Source organism: Neisseria sicca (assembly GCF_017753665.1).
GTDB lineage: Bacteria > Pseudomonadota > Gammaproteobacteria > Burkholderiales > Neisseriaceae > Neisseria > Neisseria flava.
This window is the reverse complement of sequence record NZ_CP072524.1, coordinates 53,677-71,537: the sequence shown is the minus strand read 5'-3', so window position 1 is coordinate 71,537 and position 17,861 is coordinate 53,677. Positions and strand designations below refer to the sequence as shown.

Sequence of the window (17,861 nt, the reverse complement as noted above, 5' to 3'; positions counted from 1 at the left end):
ACTTAGTGAAGAGCAATGCCTGCCTGAGAGGAAACTTTCAGACAGGCATTTTTTATTATCAAATTCTCCGTCAATAGGAAATAAAGCGGCTGAGGCAATTTATGCACAAGATTTCATTCATAGCTAACTACTTGTTGAGCAGAACAATAATGAGGAGATAATCAGAATATCATCCTATTTGAGATTGAGTACATTTATTGAGAAATGATTTTTATAGACAACTTCTCAAGCTAGCCTTTACCTGAAGATATGTATTTTAAGTCCTGCTATTTTGCACATTGCCAACACCCACAACAGATACAGCTAATCAGGTACAATGTAGTTTTCTATCTTTTGGGTCTGCTATTATCATGAACACACTCCCTACCATCACCATCGGCCTAATTTCCACCAGTGACCGCGCCAGCAGCGGCGTGTATGCCGATGAAGGAATTCCCGCACTCAAAAGCTGGCTTGACAAAGCCGTCCTCAATCCGATCCGTTATGTAGAAGCCCTTATTCCTGACGATCAAGACGAAATCAAAAGCGTGCTTATCCATATGGCAGATGAAGAGCATTGCGATGTGATTTTTACCACCGGCGGCACAGGACCTGCCCCTCGCGACATCACCCCCGAAGCCACGCAAGCCGTATTAGACAAAGAACTGCCCGGTTTTGGCGAACAAATGCGCCGTATCAGCCTGCATTATGTACCCACAGCCATTTTGTCACGCCAAACAGCAGGCATTCGTGGCAACAGCCTGATTGTGAATCTACCCGGCCGACCGAAAGCCATTGCTGAAACATTGGGCGGCGTACGTTCGGAAGATGGCAGCATCGTTGTACCAGGTCTATTCGGCGCCATTCCTTATTGCGTAGATTTAATCGGCGGTGATTTCATTGAAACCGATACCGCCATTTGTACCACCTTCCGCCCCAAATAAAAATAAACTTCTTCCATATTTTTATGGCCGGCTATAGTTACTCCCGCTCTCTAACTGCTGAATCATACCTGCACGAAGATTCTAATCGCTTAACTCCTATTTATAGGACAAATAAATTAAAAAACTGTTAGCATCAAGCTTTTGTAAACAAACCATAATCAATACATAATTTCAAAGCTATATGCTTACTATGAATATCCACCATTTCAAAAGTCTAAAATTATAAAAGTCGTCTGAAAAGCAAACTTAATCCTACCCTCCTTTTCAGACGACTCTCTATTCTAACTTTACTCCTTTACATCATATAGCTGAATAATAATTCATGACCTAAATATAATTGAGTATTTACATCATTTGGGTACCAAAAGGCCACCGCTATTCAAAGGACAAAAAGCACCAATAAGCTTTTGGTTACCTGTTTATCGCTATCGACGGATTTTCAATAAAGTTATATACTGCCATTTTGCTGGACAAAACCTCAGACAGAACAGTCAAAATTCTGACCGAACACCTGATTAAATGCGTTTACTCTGACAATAAGTACGCGATACAAAAGCTCAGCCAACCATGCTTTCGGTATGACTTGTTATGAGGGCAGTATTGGTTAGAACTTTATTCGAGTTACCTGACCGCAGATCAACAGGAGGGCAAAACGTGTAATCCTCACCTTGATGGAAATATGGCATGATGAGTTTCTATTTAGGGATTCAGAATACCAGTAAAATAAACTGCAATGATTTGTGAATTTTTATAAAATAAAATAAAGTAAAGTTATATAAAGGTCTGAAGGGAGTGCCTTTTGAGGTTTTACAGGCTTATTTTTCTCAACCTGTTGTGTAACAACTCGATGTTTTCTTATATCAGATCATTACCATTCATATGAGTACAATTTCACAATATTGCAGGAATTGCCGAAACGGTATATTGAGACCTTTGCAATAACATAGGTTACTAAAATTTTATACTCAATCTCATTTTCAAAATGCAAAACCTTTCTGATTTTTCCTACTTTTTGCTCAATATTAAGAAGGTTTTAGTCAATTAAAAATTTTTGGCGCATTTTTATGCGTCAAATTTCGTTAACAGACTATTTTTTCAAAGGTCTCACATTGTCCTATTCCCACTCTGAGCGACGGTAACAAGATCGGTTCGACAAACAAAAACGCCCACTCCCTTCCGGAACTGGACGTTTTTTAGTTTGACCATCGTATTCACCTGCAATTTCACGAATACGCGGATGGGGTTATTTTTTAGGTGATGGGACGGCGTTTTTAGCTTTTGAGTTTGCAGGTGCGGGCGCGACGGTTGCTTCGGCCTTCAGTTTGGAGAAGATACCCTCGCCGATGCCTTTGACGTTTTTGAGCTCTTCCACCGATTTGAAGGCACCATGCTGCTGACGGTAGTCCACAATGGCTTTCGCTTTGGCCGGACCGATGCCGGGCAGGGCTTCCAATTCGGAAGAAGAGGCGGTATTGATGTTGACGGCTGCCAGCGACAGCGAGGCAGTTAAAACGGAGAGTGCGGCAAAGAGGAGTTTTTTCATAAGGGCGTTTTCCTATCATTTCGTTAATATGGACGGTAACACCGGGGAGACGTTACCACTATATATCTTATCATCATATACTTTACATCATTTTAATTCAAACAATTTTAAATATTTCTAACTTTACTATCTCTCAATGTATTGATTCTACAACATCTACTAACCCACCTCAATTTCGAAGCGGCCCCATCCACATTCTCAAAAGTCCATTCTTCTGCAACCGGAGCATTCGGAGTATTACCCCATTCCGCCCCACCGCCGCTATCAAGGCAGGAGGGTCCGGTTCGCCAAACTTGTCAACGATTCAAAGTAAAAGCCCCCGACATCTGTCGGGGGCTTAGAATAGGTGTTTGGCAGTGACCTACTTTCGCATGGAAGAACCACACTATCATCGGCGCTGAGTCGTTTCACGGTCCTGTTCGGGATGGGAAGGCGTGGGACCAACTCGCTATGGCCGCCAAACTTAAACTGTACAAATCGGTAAAGCCTCAATCAATATATTCGGTGATGACTGAATCAGTCAGTAAGCTTTTTATTTGAAGTTCTTCAAATGATAGAGTCAAGCCTCACGAGCAATTAGTATGGGTTAGCTTCACGCGTTACCGCGCTTCCACACCCCACCTATCAACGTCCTGGTCTCGAACGACTCTTTAGTGCGGTTAAACCGCAAGGGAAGTCTCATCTTCAGGCGAGTTTCGCGCTTAGATGCTTTCAGCGCTTATCTCTTCCGAACTTAGCTACCCGGCTATGCAACTGGCGTTACAACCGGTACACCAGAGGTTCGTCCACTCCGGTCCTCTCGTACTAGGAGCAGCCCCCGTCAAACTTCCAACGCCCACTGCAGATAGGGACCAAACTGTCTCACGACGTTTTAAACCCAGCTCACGTACCACTTTAAATGGCGAACAGCCATACCCTTGGGACCGACTACAGCCCCAGGATGTGATGAGCCGACATCGAGGTGCCAAACTCCGCCGTCGATATGAACTCTTGGGCGGAATCAGCCTGTTATCCCCGGAGTACCTTTTATCCGTTGAGCGATGGCCCTTCCATACAGAACCACCGGATCACTATGTCCTGCTTTCGCACCTGCTCGACTTGTCGGTCTCGCAGTTAAGCTACCTTTTGCCATTGCACTATCAGTCCGATTTCCGACCGGACCTAGGTAACCTTCGAACTCCTCCGTTACTCTTTGGGAGGAGACCGCCCCAGTCAAACTGCCTACCATGCACGGTCCCCGACCCGGATAACGGGTCTGGGTTAGAACCTCAAAGACACCAGGGTGGTATTTCAAGGACGGCTCCACAGAGACTGGCGTCTCTGCTTCAAAGCCTCCCACCTATCCTACACAAGTGACTTCAAAGTCCAATGCAAAGCTACAGTAAAGGTTCACGGGGTCTTTCCGTCTAGCAGCGGGTAGATTGCATCTTCACAACCACTTCAACTTCGCTGAGTCTCGGGAGGAGACAGTGTGGCCATCGTTACGCCATTCGTGCGGGTCGGAACTTACCCGACAAGGAATTTCGCTACCTTAGGACCGTTATAGTTACGGCCGCCGTTTACTGGGGCTTCGATCCGATGCTCTCACATCTTCAATTAACCTTCCAGCACCGGGCAGGCGTCACACCCTATACGTCCACTTTCGTGTTAGCAGAGTGCTGTGTTTTTAATAAACAGTCGCAGCCACCTATTCTCTGCGACCCTCCAGGGCTTACGGAGCAAGTCCTTAACCTTAGAGGGCATACCTTCTCCCGAAGTTACGGTATCAATTTGCCGAGTTCCTTCTCCCGAGTTCTCTCAAGCGCCTTAGAATTCTCATCCTGCCCACCTGTGTCGGTTTGCGGTACGGTTCAATTCAAACTGAAGCTTAGTGGCTTTTCCTGGAAGCGTGGTATCGGTTACTTCATGTCCGTAGACACTCGTCGTCACTTCTCGGTGTTAAGAAGACCCGGATTTGCCTAAGTCTTCCACCTACCGGCTTAAACAAGCTATTCCAACAGCTTGCTAACCTAACCTTCTCCGTCCCCACATCGCATTTGAATCAAGTACAGGAATATTAACCTGTTTCCCATCGACTACGCATTTCTGCCTCGCCTTAGGGGCCGACTCACCCTACGCCGATGAACGTTGCGTAGGAAACCTTGGGCTTTCGGCGAGCGGGCTTTTCACCCGCTTTATCGCTACTCATGTCAACATTCGCACTTCTGATACCTCCAGCACACTTTACAATGCACCTTCATCGGCCTACAGAACGCTCCCCTACCATGCTAGTAAACTAGCATCCGCAGCTTCGGTTATAGATTTGAGCCCCGTTACATCTTCCGCGCAGGACGACTCGACCAGTGAGCTATTACGCTTTCTTTAAATGATGGCTGCTTCTAAGCCAACATCCTGGCTGTCTGGGCCTTCCCACTTCGTTTACCACTTAATCTATCATTTGGGACCTTAGCTGGCGGTCTGGGTTGTTTCCCTCTTGACAACGGACGTTAGCACCCGCTGTCTGTCTCCCGAGGAACCACTTGATGGTATTCTTAGTTTGCCATGGGTTGGTAAGTTGCAATAACCCCCTAGCCATAACAGTGCTTTACCCCCATCAGTGTCTTGCTCGAGGCACTACCTAAATAGTTTTCGGGGAGAACCAGCTATCTCCGAGTTTGTTTAGCCTTTCACCCCTATCCACAGCTCATCCCCGCATTTTGCAACATGCGTGGGTTCGGTCCTCCAGTACCTGTTACGGCACCTTCAACCTGGCCATGGATAGATCACTCGGTTTCGGGTCTACACCCAGCAACTGTTCGCCCTATTAAGACTCGGTTTCCCTACGCCTCCCCTATTCGGTTAAGCTCGCTACTGAATGTAAGTCGTTGACCCATTATACAAAAGGTACGCAGTCACACCACAAGGGTGCTCCCACTGTTTGTATGCATCAGGTTTCAGGTTCTATTTCACTCCCCTCCCGGGGTTCTTTTCGCCTTTCCCTCACGGTACTGGTTCACTATCGGTCGATGATGAGTATTTAGCCTTGGAGGATGGTCCCCCCATATTCAGACAGGATTTCACGTGTCCCGCCCTACTTTTCGTACGCTTAGTACCACTGTTGAGATTTCGAATACGGGACTATCACCCACTATGGTCAAGCTTCCCAGCTTGTTCTTCTATCTCAACAGTTATCACGTACAGGCTCCTCCGCGTTCGCTCGCCACTACTTGCGGAATCTCGGTTGATTTCTTTTCCTCCGGGTACTTAGATGGTTCAGTTCTCCGGGTTCGCTTCTCTAAGTCTATGTATTCAACTTAGGATACTGCACAGAATGCAGTGGGTTTCCCCATTCGGACATCGCGGGATCATAGCTTTATTGCCAGCTCCCCCACGCTTTTCGCAGGCTTACACGTCCTTCGTCGCCTATCATCGCCAAGGCATCCACCTGATGCACTTATTCACTTGACTCTATCATTTCAAGAACTTCTCTGACTTTGCCTGACATTCCGTTGACGAGAACATCAAACTTGAATTTCCTACTTTGATAAAGCTTACTGCTTGTTGTGTCTTAATCCCGCCTTTTGTCTTTCGGGATTAAGTCGATACAATCATCACCCAAATACTGCACCTGTTTTTCTTTTCCTATCCAGGAGACAACTGACCGTTTGCAATCGGTCAATCATCAAAAACAGACACATTGTCTTTGTTTGTTGATTTCGGCTTTCCAATTTGTTAAAGATCGATGCGTTCAATATTGCTATTTACTTCGCAAATCAAAATGAGCTGATTATTATAGCAGCCTTTCTTTTCCCGTCAAACTGATTCGTCAGCAGACTCCTCTTTAGAAAAAAAGAAAGCAGTTACACTGCCTTTTTAACTCGCTTTGATTTGGAAAGTATTGGTGGAGGCAAACGGGATCGAACCGATGACCCCCTGCTTGCAAAGCAGGTGCTCTACCAACTGAGCTATGCCCCCGTTCTTGGTGGGTCTGGGAGGACTTGAACCTCCGACCCCACGCTTATCAAGCGTGTGCTCTAACCAGCTGAGCTACAAACCCGGATTCTCTTCTTAAGCGAATCTTGTCTTCACTCAAGCATTTTTCCGCATCTTCTACAGTTTACCGATAAGTGTGAATGCAACAGCCTCTTCTTTCTCTAGAAAGGAGGTGATCCAGCCGCAGGTTCCCCTACGGCTACCTTGTTACGACTTCACCCCAGTCATGAAGCATACCGTGGTAAGCGGGCTCCTTGCGGTTACCCTACCTACTTCTGGTATCCCCCACTCCCATGGTGTGACGGGCGGTGTGTACAAGACCCGGGAACGTATTCACCGCAGTATGCTGACCTGCGATTACTAGCGATTCCGACTTCATGCACTCGAGTTGCAGAGTGCAATCCGGACTACGATCGGTTTTGTGAGATTGGCTCCACCTCGCGGCTTGGCTACCCTCTGTACCGACCATTGTATGACGTGTGAAGCCCTGGTCATAAGGGCCATGAGGACTTGACGTCATCCCCACCTTCCTCCGGCTTGTCACCGGCAGTCTCATTAGAGTGCCCAACTTAATGATGGCAACTAATGACAAGGGTTGCGCTCGTTGCGGGACTTAACCCAACATCTCACGACACGAGCTGACGACAGCCATGCAGCACCTGTGTTACGGCTCCCGAAGGCACCCCTCCGTCTCTGGAGGGTTCCGTACATGTCAAGACCAGGTAAGGTTCTTCGCGTTGCATCGAATTAATCCACATCATCCACCGCTTGTGCGGGTCCCCGTCAATTCCTTTGAGTTTTAATCTTGCGACCGTACTCCCCAGGCGGTCGATTTCACGCGTTAGCTTCGCTACTAAGCAGTCAAGCTGCCCAACAGCTAATCGACATCGTTTAGGGCGTGGACTACCAGGGTATCTAATCCTGTTTGCTACCCACGCTTTCGGGCATGAACGTCAGTGTTATCCCAGGAGGCTGCCTTCGCCATCGGTATTCCTCCACATCTCTACGCATTTCACTGCTACACGTGGAATTCTACCTCCCTCTGACACACTCTAGTCACCCAGTTCAGAACGCAGTTCCCAGGTTGAGCCCGGGGATTTCACATCCTGCTTAAGTAACCGTCTGCGCCCGCTTTACGCCCAGTAATTCCGATTAACGCTCGCACCCTACGTATTACCGCGGCTGCTGGCACGTAGTTAGCCGGTGCTTATTCTTCAGGTACCGTCATCAGACAGGGGTATTAACCCCGCCCTTTTCTTCCCTGACAAAAGTCCTTTACAACCCGAAGGCCTTCTTCAGACACGCGGCATGGCTGGATCAGGCTTGCGCCCATTGTCCAAAATTCCCCACTGCTGCCTCCCGTAGGAGTCTGGGCCGTGTCTCAGTCCCAGTGTGGCGGATCATCCTCTCAGACCCGCTACTGATCGTCGCCTTGGTAGGCCTTTACCCCACCAACTAGCTAATCAGATATCGGCCGCTCAAACAGCGCAAGGCCAAATGGTCCCCTGCTTTCTTCCTCAGAAAATATGCGGTATTAGCTAATCTTTCGATTAGTTATCCCCCACTGCTCGGTACGTTCCGATATGTTACTCACCCGTTCGCCACTCGCCACCCAAGAAGCAAGCTTCTCTGTGCTGCCGTCCGACTTGCATGTGTAAAGCATGCCGCCAGCGTTCAATCTGAGCCAGGATCAAACTCTTATGTTCAATCTCTAACTTTTTAACTTCTGGTCTGTTTCAAAGAAACTGACAGGACAATGTCTAAAACATCATCTTGTCTGTCTTTTAAACAGTGTGAGGCTGTCGCACTCACACTTATCGGTAATCTGTTTTGTTAAAGAGCGAAAACGAATTATAAAGCATTTCAAATCATTGTCAATCAAAACTTTTTTCAAAACCTCGAAAAATCAGACCAACTGTGATATACTTATTAGTTCGTTCAATCACCGCCAAAGCAGCGAAGAACCGAACTATACCCCTCCCCTCAAAAACCGTCAACTCCCAAACAACAAAAAATTCTACAAAACACTTCAACAAACTGAAATTCAAGAACTTTTATTTCAGATACTATTGCAGAACTTTCAAAACACCATCAATCCAAACCCAAACAACCCAAAACCATCCAACTCACACACCGACAAACAACACAACCGCCAACAACACCAAAGGTCGTCTGAAATCTCTTTCAGACGACCTTTGTTATTCAATTTCGCATCATATTTTACCAATCTTGCTCATTCAGAAAATATTTGCCCTCCTGAATATTGCATCGCCTCGTTGACATATATAGGTATAGGCCTTCCTCAAAATTGCTTGTTTGTTCTTTATCCATGTTAGTATAAACATATTTTGAACATGTATTTTAGTCATGAGTAAACATATTCTGCTGGGTATTAGTGGCGGCATTGCCGCTTATAAGTCTTGCGAGTTGGTACGCTTATTGAAAAAACAGGGACATTCAGTCAGTGTGGTAATGAGCAAAGCATCAACCGAATTTATTTCACCACTGACTTTTCAGGCCTTAAGCGGAAATCCTGTTTTAACAGATACGCATGAAAATGGCTTAGGAAATGGCATGGCTCATATTAATTTAACACGTGAGGCAGATGCGTTGGTCATTACACCGGCAACAGCCAATACGATCGCAAAAATTTCCCATGGCATTGCGGATAACCTCCTGACTAATCTTGTTGCCGCACGGAAATGTCCTTTAGCAGTTGCTCCTGCCATGAATGTAGAGATGTGGAACAATCCTGCCAATCTACGCAACATCGAACAACTACGTTCAGACGGTATTACTGTCTTTCAGCCGGCGTATGGCGAACAGGCCTGTGGGGAAATTGGACTTGGCCGAATGCTTGAAGCAGCTGATTTGGCTGATTTAATTTCCGACTTATGGATACCCAAAATCTTATTAGGCAAACGTATTTTGATCACAGCCGGAGCAACGTTTGAAGCCATCGATCCCGTACGCGGTATTACAAACATCTCTAGCGGACAGATGGGTACGGCTTTAGCACGGGCATGCCGGGCTGCAGGGGCTAAAGTAACTTTGATCTATGGACAACTCCAAACTACTATTCCGACCGGACTTTTACATACAGAACAAGCCGTAAGCGCTGAAGAAATGTTCCGCGCTGTTCACAATCATATTACCGACCAAGATGTATTTATCTCCGTTGCAGCTGTTGCTGACTATAAGGTGAAAAATAGCAGTTCTCAAAAAATGAAAAAAGATGGTTCCGGTAAAGTTCCTGTTATCGAATTAACGGAAAACCCTGATATTCTCGCTTCCATTGCTTCTTTACCTACCCCTCCATTCTGTGTCGGGTTTGCCGCTGAAAGCGAACACATCCTAGAATATGCCAGAGTCAAAAAAATCAGGAAAAATATCCCGATGCTGATTGCAAATCAAATTTCCCTGTCAATGGGAAAAACGACTAATCAAATCACCATTATTGATGATGAAAATGAGATTTCATTTCCAGAAACAGATAAACGTCAAGCAGCAGATAACATTGTCAAACATCTTGCAACTCGTCTGAATCGTTCATCATGAACAATATAGCAAAATAATTCTCAAAATAAGTGAGAACAATGCTATTTTTCTGAAAAGTCCAAAGGTCGTCTGAAAATTTTAGCGGAACCCGTTTTCCTGTTTGCAGACGACCTTCATCTTTATCTAAACAAAAAAAGGAAGAAACCGAGGTTTCTTCCTTTTGTATTTGAAGCCGAATACTTAACCGCCGAAGTCATCCAAGAGGATATTTTCATCTTCCACGCCCAAGTCTTTGAGCATTTTGATGACGGACTGGTTCATGATCGGCGGGCCGCACATATAGAATTCGCAGTCTTCCGGTGCTTCGTGGTTTTTCAGGTGGTTTTCGTAAACCACGTTGTGGATGAAGCCTGTGTAGCCGTCCCAGTTGTCTTCCGGCAACGGGTCGGATAAGGCGACGTGCCATGTGAAGTTCGGGAACTCTGCTGCCAGTTGGTCGAAGTCTTCAACATAGAACATTTCGCGTTTGGAGCGTGCGCCGTACCAGAAGGTGATTTTGCGTTTGGAGTTCAAACGTTTCAGCTGGTCGAAAATGTGGGAGCGCATCGGCGCCATACCTGCACCGCCGCCGATGAATACCATTTCAGCATCGGTGTCTTTGGCAAAGAATTCGCCGAACGGACCGGAGATGGTTACTTTATCGCCGGGTTTGAGCGACCAGATGTAGGACGACATTTGTCCTGGAGGCGCATCGGGTACGCGCGGAGGCGGCGTGGCGATACGCACGTTCAGCATGATGATGCCTTTTTCTTCTGGATATGAAGCCATGGAGTATGCGCGCAAAATCGGCTCATCCACTTTCGAAACATATTGCCACAGATTGTATTTATCCCAGTCTTCGTGATATTCCTTAGGAATGTCGAAGTCTTTGTAGGCAACGGTGTGCGGCGGGGCTTCGATTTGGATATAGCCACCGGCACGGAAGGGAACTTCTTCGCCTTCGGGAATGGCAAGCTTGAGTTCTTTAATGAACGTGGCTTTGTTTTCATTGGAAATGACGGTGCATTCCCATTTTTTCACGCCGAACACTTCTTCCGGTACTTCGATGTCCATGTCGGTTTTGACGTTGACCTGACAAGACAGTCGGCAGCCTTCGCGTGCTTCGCGTTTGCTGATGTGGGACAACTCGGTCGGCAGAATGTCGCCGCCGCCACTTTTCACGACAACGCGACATTGTCCGCACGAACCGCCGCCACCGCAGGCGGAGGGAACGAAGATGCCTTGGCTAGCAAGCGCGCCTAGCAGTTTGCCGCCGGCGGGCATAGTCAGCTCTTTTTCATCATTGACTTTGATGGTGATGTCGCCTTCGCTCACCAGCTTAGATTTGGCAAACAGAATCATCAGTGCCAAAGCCAAGACGATGACGGTGAACATCACGATACCTAAAATAATTTCCATGCCGAATCCTTTCTTATAACTGGATGCCGGAGAACGACATAAACGCCATCGCCATCAGGCCGGCGGAGATGAAGGTGATGCCCAGTCCTTTGAGGCCTTTGGGAGCGTCCGAATATTTCATTTTTTCGGTAATGCCCGCCAAAGCGACAATCGCCAACATCCAGCCCAAGCCCGCGCCGAAGCCGTACACGACGGATTCGCCGAAGTTATATTCGCGTTGCGCCATAAACGAAACGGCACCGAAAATCGCGCAGTTTACGGTAATCAGCGGCAGGTAAATACCCAGTGCGTTGTAGAGAGCAGGGAAGAATTTGTCCAAGAACATTTCCAAAATCTGCACCAAAGCCGCAATTACGCCGATGAAGGTGATGAATTTCAGGAAGGTTAAATCCACGCCTTCGACAATCGCGCCGTCTTTGAGCAGCGAGTAAACGAGCTGGTTGGCTGGGACGGACAGGCCGAGTACGAAGGTAACGGCAACGCCCAAGCCGAATGCGGTGGATACTTTTTTCGATACCGCCAGAAAAGTACACATGCCCAAGAAGAAGGACAGCGCCATGTTTTCAATGAAGACGGATTTCACAAAAAGGCTTAAATAGTGTTCCATGTCTTATTTCTCCGCCTGTTCGGGTTTCCATGTGCGCAAACCCCAAATCAAAAAGCCGATGATGAAGAACGCGCTCGGTGCCAGCAAGAAAAGGCCGTTAGTTTGATACCAGCCGCCGTCTTGTACGGTTTGGAAAATGGTGTACCCAAAGAGTTTGCCTGAACCGATCAATTCGCGGATGCTGGCGATGATAATCAGCAACATGCCGTAACCCGCGCCCTGACCGATACCGTCCACCAAGCTTTCCAGCGGCGGCTCTTTCATGGCGAAGGCTTCAGCGCGACCCATCACGATACAGTTGGTAATAATCAGACCGACGAATACAGAGAGCTGTTTGGACAATTCGTAAGCATAGGCCTGCAATAATTGGTCAACCAGCGTAACCAGCGACGCGACAATCGCCATCTGCACGATAATGCGGATGCTGTTTGGAATGTAATTGCGCACCAGCGAGATGAAGAAGCTGGAAAAACCGGTTACCAAACTGACGGAAATACCCATCACGATGGCCGTCTGAAGTTTGGTGGTAACCGCCAGCGCCGAACAAATACCCAAAACCTGCAAGGCAATCGGGTTGTTGTCGATAAAGGGTGAAAACATCAAATGTTTCAAGCGTTTCATATCAGCCATTATTGTGCTCCTGCTGATTTCAATTTGTTCAGGTAGGGGATATAGCCGTTTTCGCCGAACCAGTAGTCGAACGAGCCTTGTACGCCTTTGGAAGTCAGCGATGCACCGGAGAGTGCATCTACGCCGTGTTCTTTATCCGAACCTGCGCCTTTGCCGACGTGCAGGGCAAGTTTGCCTTGTTCGTCAAAGAGTTTTTTACCGACGAATTTTTGTTGCCACAACGGATTGCCGATTTCGCCACCCAAGCCCGGAGTCTCGCCTTGGTCGTAGTAAGTGATGCCATTGATGGTGTTGCCGTCAGGTTGGATGGCGACGAAGCCGTACATGACTGACCACAAACCGTTGCCGTGCATAGGCAGAATAATTTGGCTGACTTTGCCGTCATCGCCTTTTACCAAATAAACTTCGGTGTATTTGGCGCGGCTTTTGATGCCTGCCAAATCGTCTTCGGGTTTGATTTGGATGCTTTGCGCAGGGTCTTTGGCGGCAACGCGCGCGCTGAAGTCTTTCGGCGCGTCTTTCACATATTCGCCGGTCGCCAAATCGACCACGCGTTGTTCGATGCGGTCGGCAAAGGTTTTGCTGATGTCGGTATTTTTATCGAGCAAACCGGCAACGCTCAGGATGTAGCTTTGCTTATCCTGAACCTTTTGTTTTTCCTGCACCGGTTTCAAGCCGACAACCGCGCCCGCCACGATGACCGAGCAAATCAGGCTGACCGCCAACACCACAATCAGCGTGCCGCTGAAGCTGTCTTTATCGAATTTCTTAGCCATTGCTGCGCGCCTTTCTGCGTTTGATGTTCGCTTGTGCGACGAAATAGTCGAAAATCGGGGCAAACAGGTTGGCAAACAGAATCGCCAACATCATGCCCTCGGGGTAAGCCGGATTGACCACGCGGATTAACACGCACATCACGCCGATTAGCGCGCCGTACCACCATTTGCCGACATTGGTAAAGGAGGCGGAAACAGGGTCAGTCGCCATAAACAGCATCCCGATGGCGAAGCCGCCAACAACCAGATGCCAGTACCAAGGCATGCTGAACATCGGATTGGTGTCCGAACCGATAACATTAAACAGCGAAGACATGGCAATCATACCAATCATCACGCCGGCAATAATGCGCCAAGAAGCAATGCGGGCAAACACGATAAATGCGCCGCCGATTAAAAGCGCCAACGTGGATACTTCGCCGATAGAACCGGGCAGGTTGCCGATAAACGCATCCATCCAAGTGATGGGTTGATTGGTAACGGCATTTTTCAGGCCTTCTGAACCATTTGCCGCCCATTGCGCCAGCGCAGTTGCGCCGGAATAGCCGTCAACCGCTGTCCAAACGGTGTCGCCGGTAATATTGGAGGGATAAGCGAAGAACAAGAAGGCACGGCCTGCCAGTGCGGGGTTCATAAAATTTTTACCCGTACCGCCGAACACCTCTTTCGCAACCACCACGCCGAAGGTAATACCCAAGGCAGCCTGCCACAGCGGCAGCGTAGGCGGAACGATTAAGGCAAACAGAATCGAAGTAACGAAGAAACCCTCGTTGATTTCATGTTTACGCACGGTGGCGAACAAAACTTCCCAGAAACCGCCAACGGCAAATACGGTCGCGTAAATCGGCAGGAAGTAAATCGCGCCGAACAGCATTTTGCCCAACACGCCCGCTTCAGACGACATATTGATGCCCAAAGCGTTGGCAAGGGCGTAATGCCAGTCGTTGGCGATGCTTTGTTGCAGCAAATCAGGCGTCAGCGCGCTGAATGCCTGCGCGCCGACGTTGTACATACCGAAGAACATGGCGGGGAACAAAGCCAGCCACACCAAAATCATCATGCGTTTGGAGTCGAGCGCGTCGCGGACGTGCGCCGCTTTGCGCGTTACCGCACCGGATGTGTAGAAAATCGTCGCCGCAGCTTCATAGAGGGCATACCATTTTTCATGTTTGCCGCCCGGCAGGAAGTGCGGTTCGATTTTTTCCAGAAAATGTTTCAAGCCCATAATCAGCCTTCCTTCTCAATGGTTTCCAGCACCTTGCGCAACAGCGGGCCGTATTCGTATTTACCCGGGCAGACGAAGCTGCACAAAGCGAGGTCTTCTTCGTCCAATTCCAAGCAACCCAAAGCCTGCGCGCTGTCGGTATCGCCGACGATTAAATCGCGCAAAAGCAAGGTAGGCAGGATGTCCAGCGGCATCACGCGCTCGTAAGTACCGATGGGAACCATAGCGCGGTCGCCGCCGTTGACGGCTGTCGTGAACTTGAAGAGTTTGTTTTTCAGGAAATGGCCGAGAGTGGTACGCGTAATCGAGTATTTATCCGGCTGCGGCGCAACCCAGCCGAACAGCTCTTTGCTGCGGCCTTCTTCGATAACGGAAATCTGATTGTGGTAGCGTCCCAAATAATCATGCGCGCCTTGTGCAATCGCGCCGTTCAATACCGAACCGGAAATCACGCGGTTGTCTGCGTCAACCAATTCGCCGGCGGTAATTTGCGACACCTTCGCGCCCAAAACGGTACGCAAGAGACGCGGTTTGTTGACTTGCGGGCCGCCTAAGGCAACCACGCGCTCGACGTTCAGACGACCTGTTACGAACAAACGTCCGATGGCAATCACGTCTTGATAATTGATGGTCCACACGGTTTTATTCGCGCCGACAGGTTCGATGAAATGAATGTGCGTGCCGCTCAAACCCGCGGGATGAGGGCCGCCGAATTCATGTGTTTCAATGTTGGCGGCGTTTTCAGACGGCACGTCCGCACCGGCTGCCTTACAAACATGGATTTTGCGTTCGGTCAGGCGGCTCAACACCAGCAAACCTCGTCTGAAATCCTCGGCGGCTTCTTTGATCACGACCACAGGGTCTGCCGCCAGCGGATTGGTGTCCATCGCATTGACGAAAATGGCAAACGGCTCGGCATCAACGGCGGGAATCTTGCTGAACGGACGGGTGCGCAGCGCAATCCACAAACCGGATTGAATCAGATTGCGGCGCACTTCTTCGCCGCTTAAGTTTGCCAACGCATCAGGCGCATAGCGTTCGAACTCGATTTCGTCATCGCCTTCAACGGCAATCACGACCGACTGAAGCACGCGCTTTTCGCCGCGGTGAATCGCGGCGATTTTGCCGGAAGCCGGCGCAGTAAACACCACGCCCGGATTTTTCTTGTCTTCAAACAGCACTTGGCCTTTTTTGACGGCATCGCCTTCCTTGACTTTCATCGAGGGGCGCATACCGGCATATTCTTCGCCAAGCAACGCGACTTCGGTAATGGCCGGACCGTCGTAAACGGCTTGCTCCGGTCTGCCCGCGATGGGCAGGTCTAGGCCTTTTTTGATTTTAATCATAGGTTTGCATTACTTGTGATGAGTTAAACAGAATAAAATGATCCAACTTTTCAGACGACGCTTGAAACGGGAAAGCGTGGGAGAGGTCGTCTGAAAGTAAAGCCTTACTTACGGAAAACAACAATTAAATGAAAACTGTAATGTGTTCGATTTTAGCAGGAACAGCCCGCTTTATGTCAGATTTACGCAGATTTTTTCCAGCCTTCTGCCCCATGCCCCGCGAGAAATAAGTCCTCAATAAAAGCACAACATATTGATGCCAAAAATTAATCTCTTCAAAACAAGCGGCAGAATACAAAAAGGTCGTCTGAAAACCGAATCACAAGAATCAGGTTTTCAGACGACCTTTTAAGGGCAGGCAAGTATCAGAACAACTGCAAAACAAAGAAAATTAGCGTATGCAGTATAAACAACGGAATCAATACCCCTACCGACCACATCATATAACCAAAGAAAGTCGGCATCGGGATACCGCGCTGCTCGGCAATCGCCTTAACCATAAAGTTCGGCGCATTACCGATATAAGTGAGCGCGCCCATAAACACCGAACCCATGGATATGGCCAACAGCGAATGGAACAAATGCCCCGTCATCAGAGCCTGAGCATCGCCGCCCGCCATATTGAAGAATACCAAATAAGTCGGCGCATTATCCAAAAAGGCGGACAACAAACCGCTCATCCAGAAATACATCGTATTAATCGGATTACCCGAAGCATCATGCACCAACGATACCACCGCGCCCAGCGCACCCGCTTCCCCCGCCTTCAAAATCGCCAAGACAGGGGAAATCGTGATGAAAATACCCAAAAACAGCTTGCCCACTTCGGCAATCGGGTCGAAATTGAATTCATTACCCGCCCTAACCTGCTTGGGCGTAATCAGCAGCGAAATAATGGTCAGCACCAGCAAAATCACATCGCGCACCAAATTTTGCAAAGCATAGTGGCTGCCCAAAATTTCAAATCCAGGATGATCAGGTTTCCACAAGCCGGACAGCAAAACCGAACCGACCACGCCCGCCAGCAGCAAGAAATTCCATTTACCGGCAATCCGCAAATCTTCCTCGACTTCCTCTTCCTGCTGAATCTGCTCCTCATTGGCTTCACGCGCGTGATAGCGGCTGTCGATAATATAAAACACCAGCAACAACACCACCGTACTGATCAATACGGGCATCAACATGTGTTTCACCGTCCACATGAAATCCACGCCCTTCAAGAAACCCAGAAACAACGGAGGATCGCCCAACGGCGTCAGACCGCCGCCAATATTTGCCACCAAAAAGATAAAAAATACAACAACATGCACCTTTTTCTTGCGATAATGGTTTGCCTTCAGCAGCGGACGAATCATCAACATTGCCGCACCGGTCGTTCCCATAAAGGAAGCCATCACCGTACCCGCCGCCAACAATCCGGTATTCAACGCAGGCGTACCGTGCAGCTTACCCCAAACCAAAATCCCGCCCGAAATCGTATACAAAGCCAAAAGCAGCAGGATAAAGGGGATATATTCCTCAACCAACGCATGGGCAACCGTATGCACACCCGCCCCGAAACCGAACACAACGGCGAACGGAACCAAAAACAGCAGCGTCCAAAACGCCGTAATCTTGCCGAAATGGTGGTGCCAAGTATGTGCGAAAAAGAGCGGCCCCAACGCAATAGACAAAAGAATCAACGCAAACGGCGCACCCCAAAACAGACTGAGCGACGCGCCGTCAAAATCAGCAGCGTGCGACAAAGTAGGGAATAAGATGAGGGATAAAATTGGTAAGCGGCGCATTGTTTTTCCTTGTTTTTCTTACAGACAAAAGCCCGAACAAACACGCCCGCACAATGCCGAGAAGTCAAACAGAAAACGCCTGCGACCCATCCTGAC

The 17,861-nt window shown here is 48.5% G+C and carries 10 protein-coding genes, 2 tRNA genes and 3 rRNA genes; 2 read left to right on the top strand and 13 right to left on the bottom strand.

What is annotated here, in order from left to right; translation table 11 throughout:
- Window positions 1-350 precede the first annotated feature (350 nt).
- Entirely contained in the window at window positions 351-923 is a 573-nt protein-coding gene (gene mog / locus J7445_RS00330) for a molybdopterin adenylyltransferase (protein ID WP_019269898.1), read from the top strand.
- Between the two features lie 1,243 nt (window positions 924-2,166).
- Here mog and J7445_RS00325 read toward each other — a convergent pair.
- From J7445_RS00325 to J7445_RS00300, 6 genes are all read right to left on the bottom strand, one after another.
- Window positions 2,167-2,466, bottom strand: a complete 300-nt coding sequence (locus J7445_RS00325) for a ComEA family DNA-binding protein (protein ID WP_209283050.1) — start codon at window positions 2,464-2,466, stop codon at window positions 2,167-2,169.
- Window positions 2,467-2,814: 348 nt separating this feature from the next.
- Window positions 2,815-2,928 (bottom strand): 5S ribosomal RNA (gene rrf, locus J7445_RS00320).
- A gap of 93 nt (window positions 2,929-3,021) precedes the next feature.
- Window positions 3,022-5,913: ribosomal RNA gene (locus J7445_RS00315) — 23S ribosomal RNA — on the bottom strand.
- A gap of 431 nt (window positions 5,914-6,344) precedes the next feature.
- Window positions 6,345-6,420: transfer RNA gene (locus J7445_RS00310), tRNA-Ala, on the bottom strand.
- Window positions 6,421-6,425: 5 nt separating this feature from the next.
- A tRNA-Ile gene (locus J7445_RS00305) sits at window positions 6,426-6,502 on the bottom strand.
- A gap of 101 nt (window positions 6,503-6,603) precedes the next feature.
- Window positions 6,604-8,144: ribosomal RNA gene (locus J7445_RS00300) — 16S ribosomal RNA — on the bottom strand.
- The 16S, 23S and 5S rRNA genes sit together here with 2 tRNA genes alongside, the layout of an rRNA operon.
- A gap of 661 nt (window positions 8,145-8,805) precedes the next feature.
- On the opposite strand from J7445_RS00300, the gene coaBC reads away from it, so the two are divergent.
- Window positions 8,806-9,996 carry a bifunctional phosphopantothenoylcysteine decarboxylase/phosphopantothenate--cysteine ligase CoaBC gene (coaBC, locus tag J7445_RS00295; protein ID WP_070654856.1) on the top strand — a complete coding sequence of 397 codons (1,191 nt, stop codon included), beginning with the start codon at window positions 8,806-8,808 and terminating at the stop codon, window positions 9,994-9,996.
- A 180-nt stretch (window positions 9,997-10,176) separates the two neighbouring features.
- On the opposite strand, the gene nqrF is transcribed toward coaBC, so the two are convergent.
- From nqrF to J7445_RS00260, 7 genes are all read right to left on the bottom strand, one after another.
- Complete coding sequence (gene nqrF, locus J7445_RS00290; RefSeq protein ID WP_049230621.1) at window positions 10,177-11,394, bottom strand: NADH:ubiquinone reductase (Na(+)-transporting) subunit F; 1,218 nt, start codon at window positions 11,392-11,394, stop codon at window positions 10,177-10,179.
- Window positions 11,395-11,407: 13 nt separating this feature from the next.
- Window positions 11,408-12,001, bottom strand: a complete 594-nt coding sequence (nqrE, locus tag J7445_RS00285) for an NADH:ubiquinone reductase (Na(+)-transporting) subunit E (protein WP_003741087.1) — start codon at window positions 11,999-12,001, stop codon at window positions 11,408-11,410.
- A 3-nt stretch (window positions 12,002-12,004) separates the two neighbouring features.
- A complete protein-coding gene (locus J7445_RS00280; protein WP_003741088.1) occupies window positions 12,005-12,631 on the bottom strand; it encodes an NADH:ubiquinone reductase (Na(+)-transporting) subunit D in 627 nt (208 codons plus the stop codon).
- Window positions 12,631-13,407, bottom strand: coding sequence for a Na(+)-translocating NADH-quinone reductase subunit C (locus J7445_RS00275; RefSeq protein ID WP_009425722.1), 777 nt, complete (start codon window positions 13,405-13,407; stop codon window positions 12,631-12,633). Before J7445_RS00275 ends, J7445_RS00280 begins: the two co-directional genes overlap by 1 nt.
- Entirely contained in the window at window positions 13,400-14,632 is a 1,233-nt protein-coding gene (locus tag J7445_RS00270) for an NADH:ubiquinone reductase (Na(+)-transporting) subunit B (RefSeq protein ID WP_070538639.1), read from the bottom strand. The genes J7445_RS00275 and J7445_RS00270 overlap by 8 nt, the downstream gene beginning before the upstream one ends.
- A gap of 2 nt (window positions 14,633-14,634) precedes the next feature.
- Window positions 14,635-15,978 (bottom strand): Na(+)-translocating NADH-quinone reductase subunit A, encoded by a 1,344-nt coding sequence (locus J7445_RS00265; RefSeq protein WP_070538638.1) that lies wholly within the window; start codon window positions 15,976-15,978, stop codon window positions 14,635-14,637.
- Window positions 15,979-16,343: 365 nt separating this feature from the next.
- A complete protein-coding gene (locus tag J7445_RS00260; RefSeq protein WP_070654854.1) occupies window positions 16,344-17,765 on the bottom strand; it encodes a sodium:proton antiporter in 1,422 nt (473 codons plus the stop codon).
- Between the last annotated feature and the right edge of the window lie 96 nt (window positions 17,766-17,861).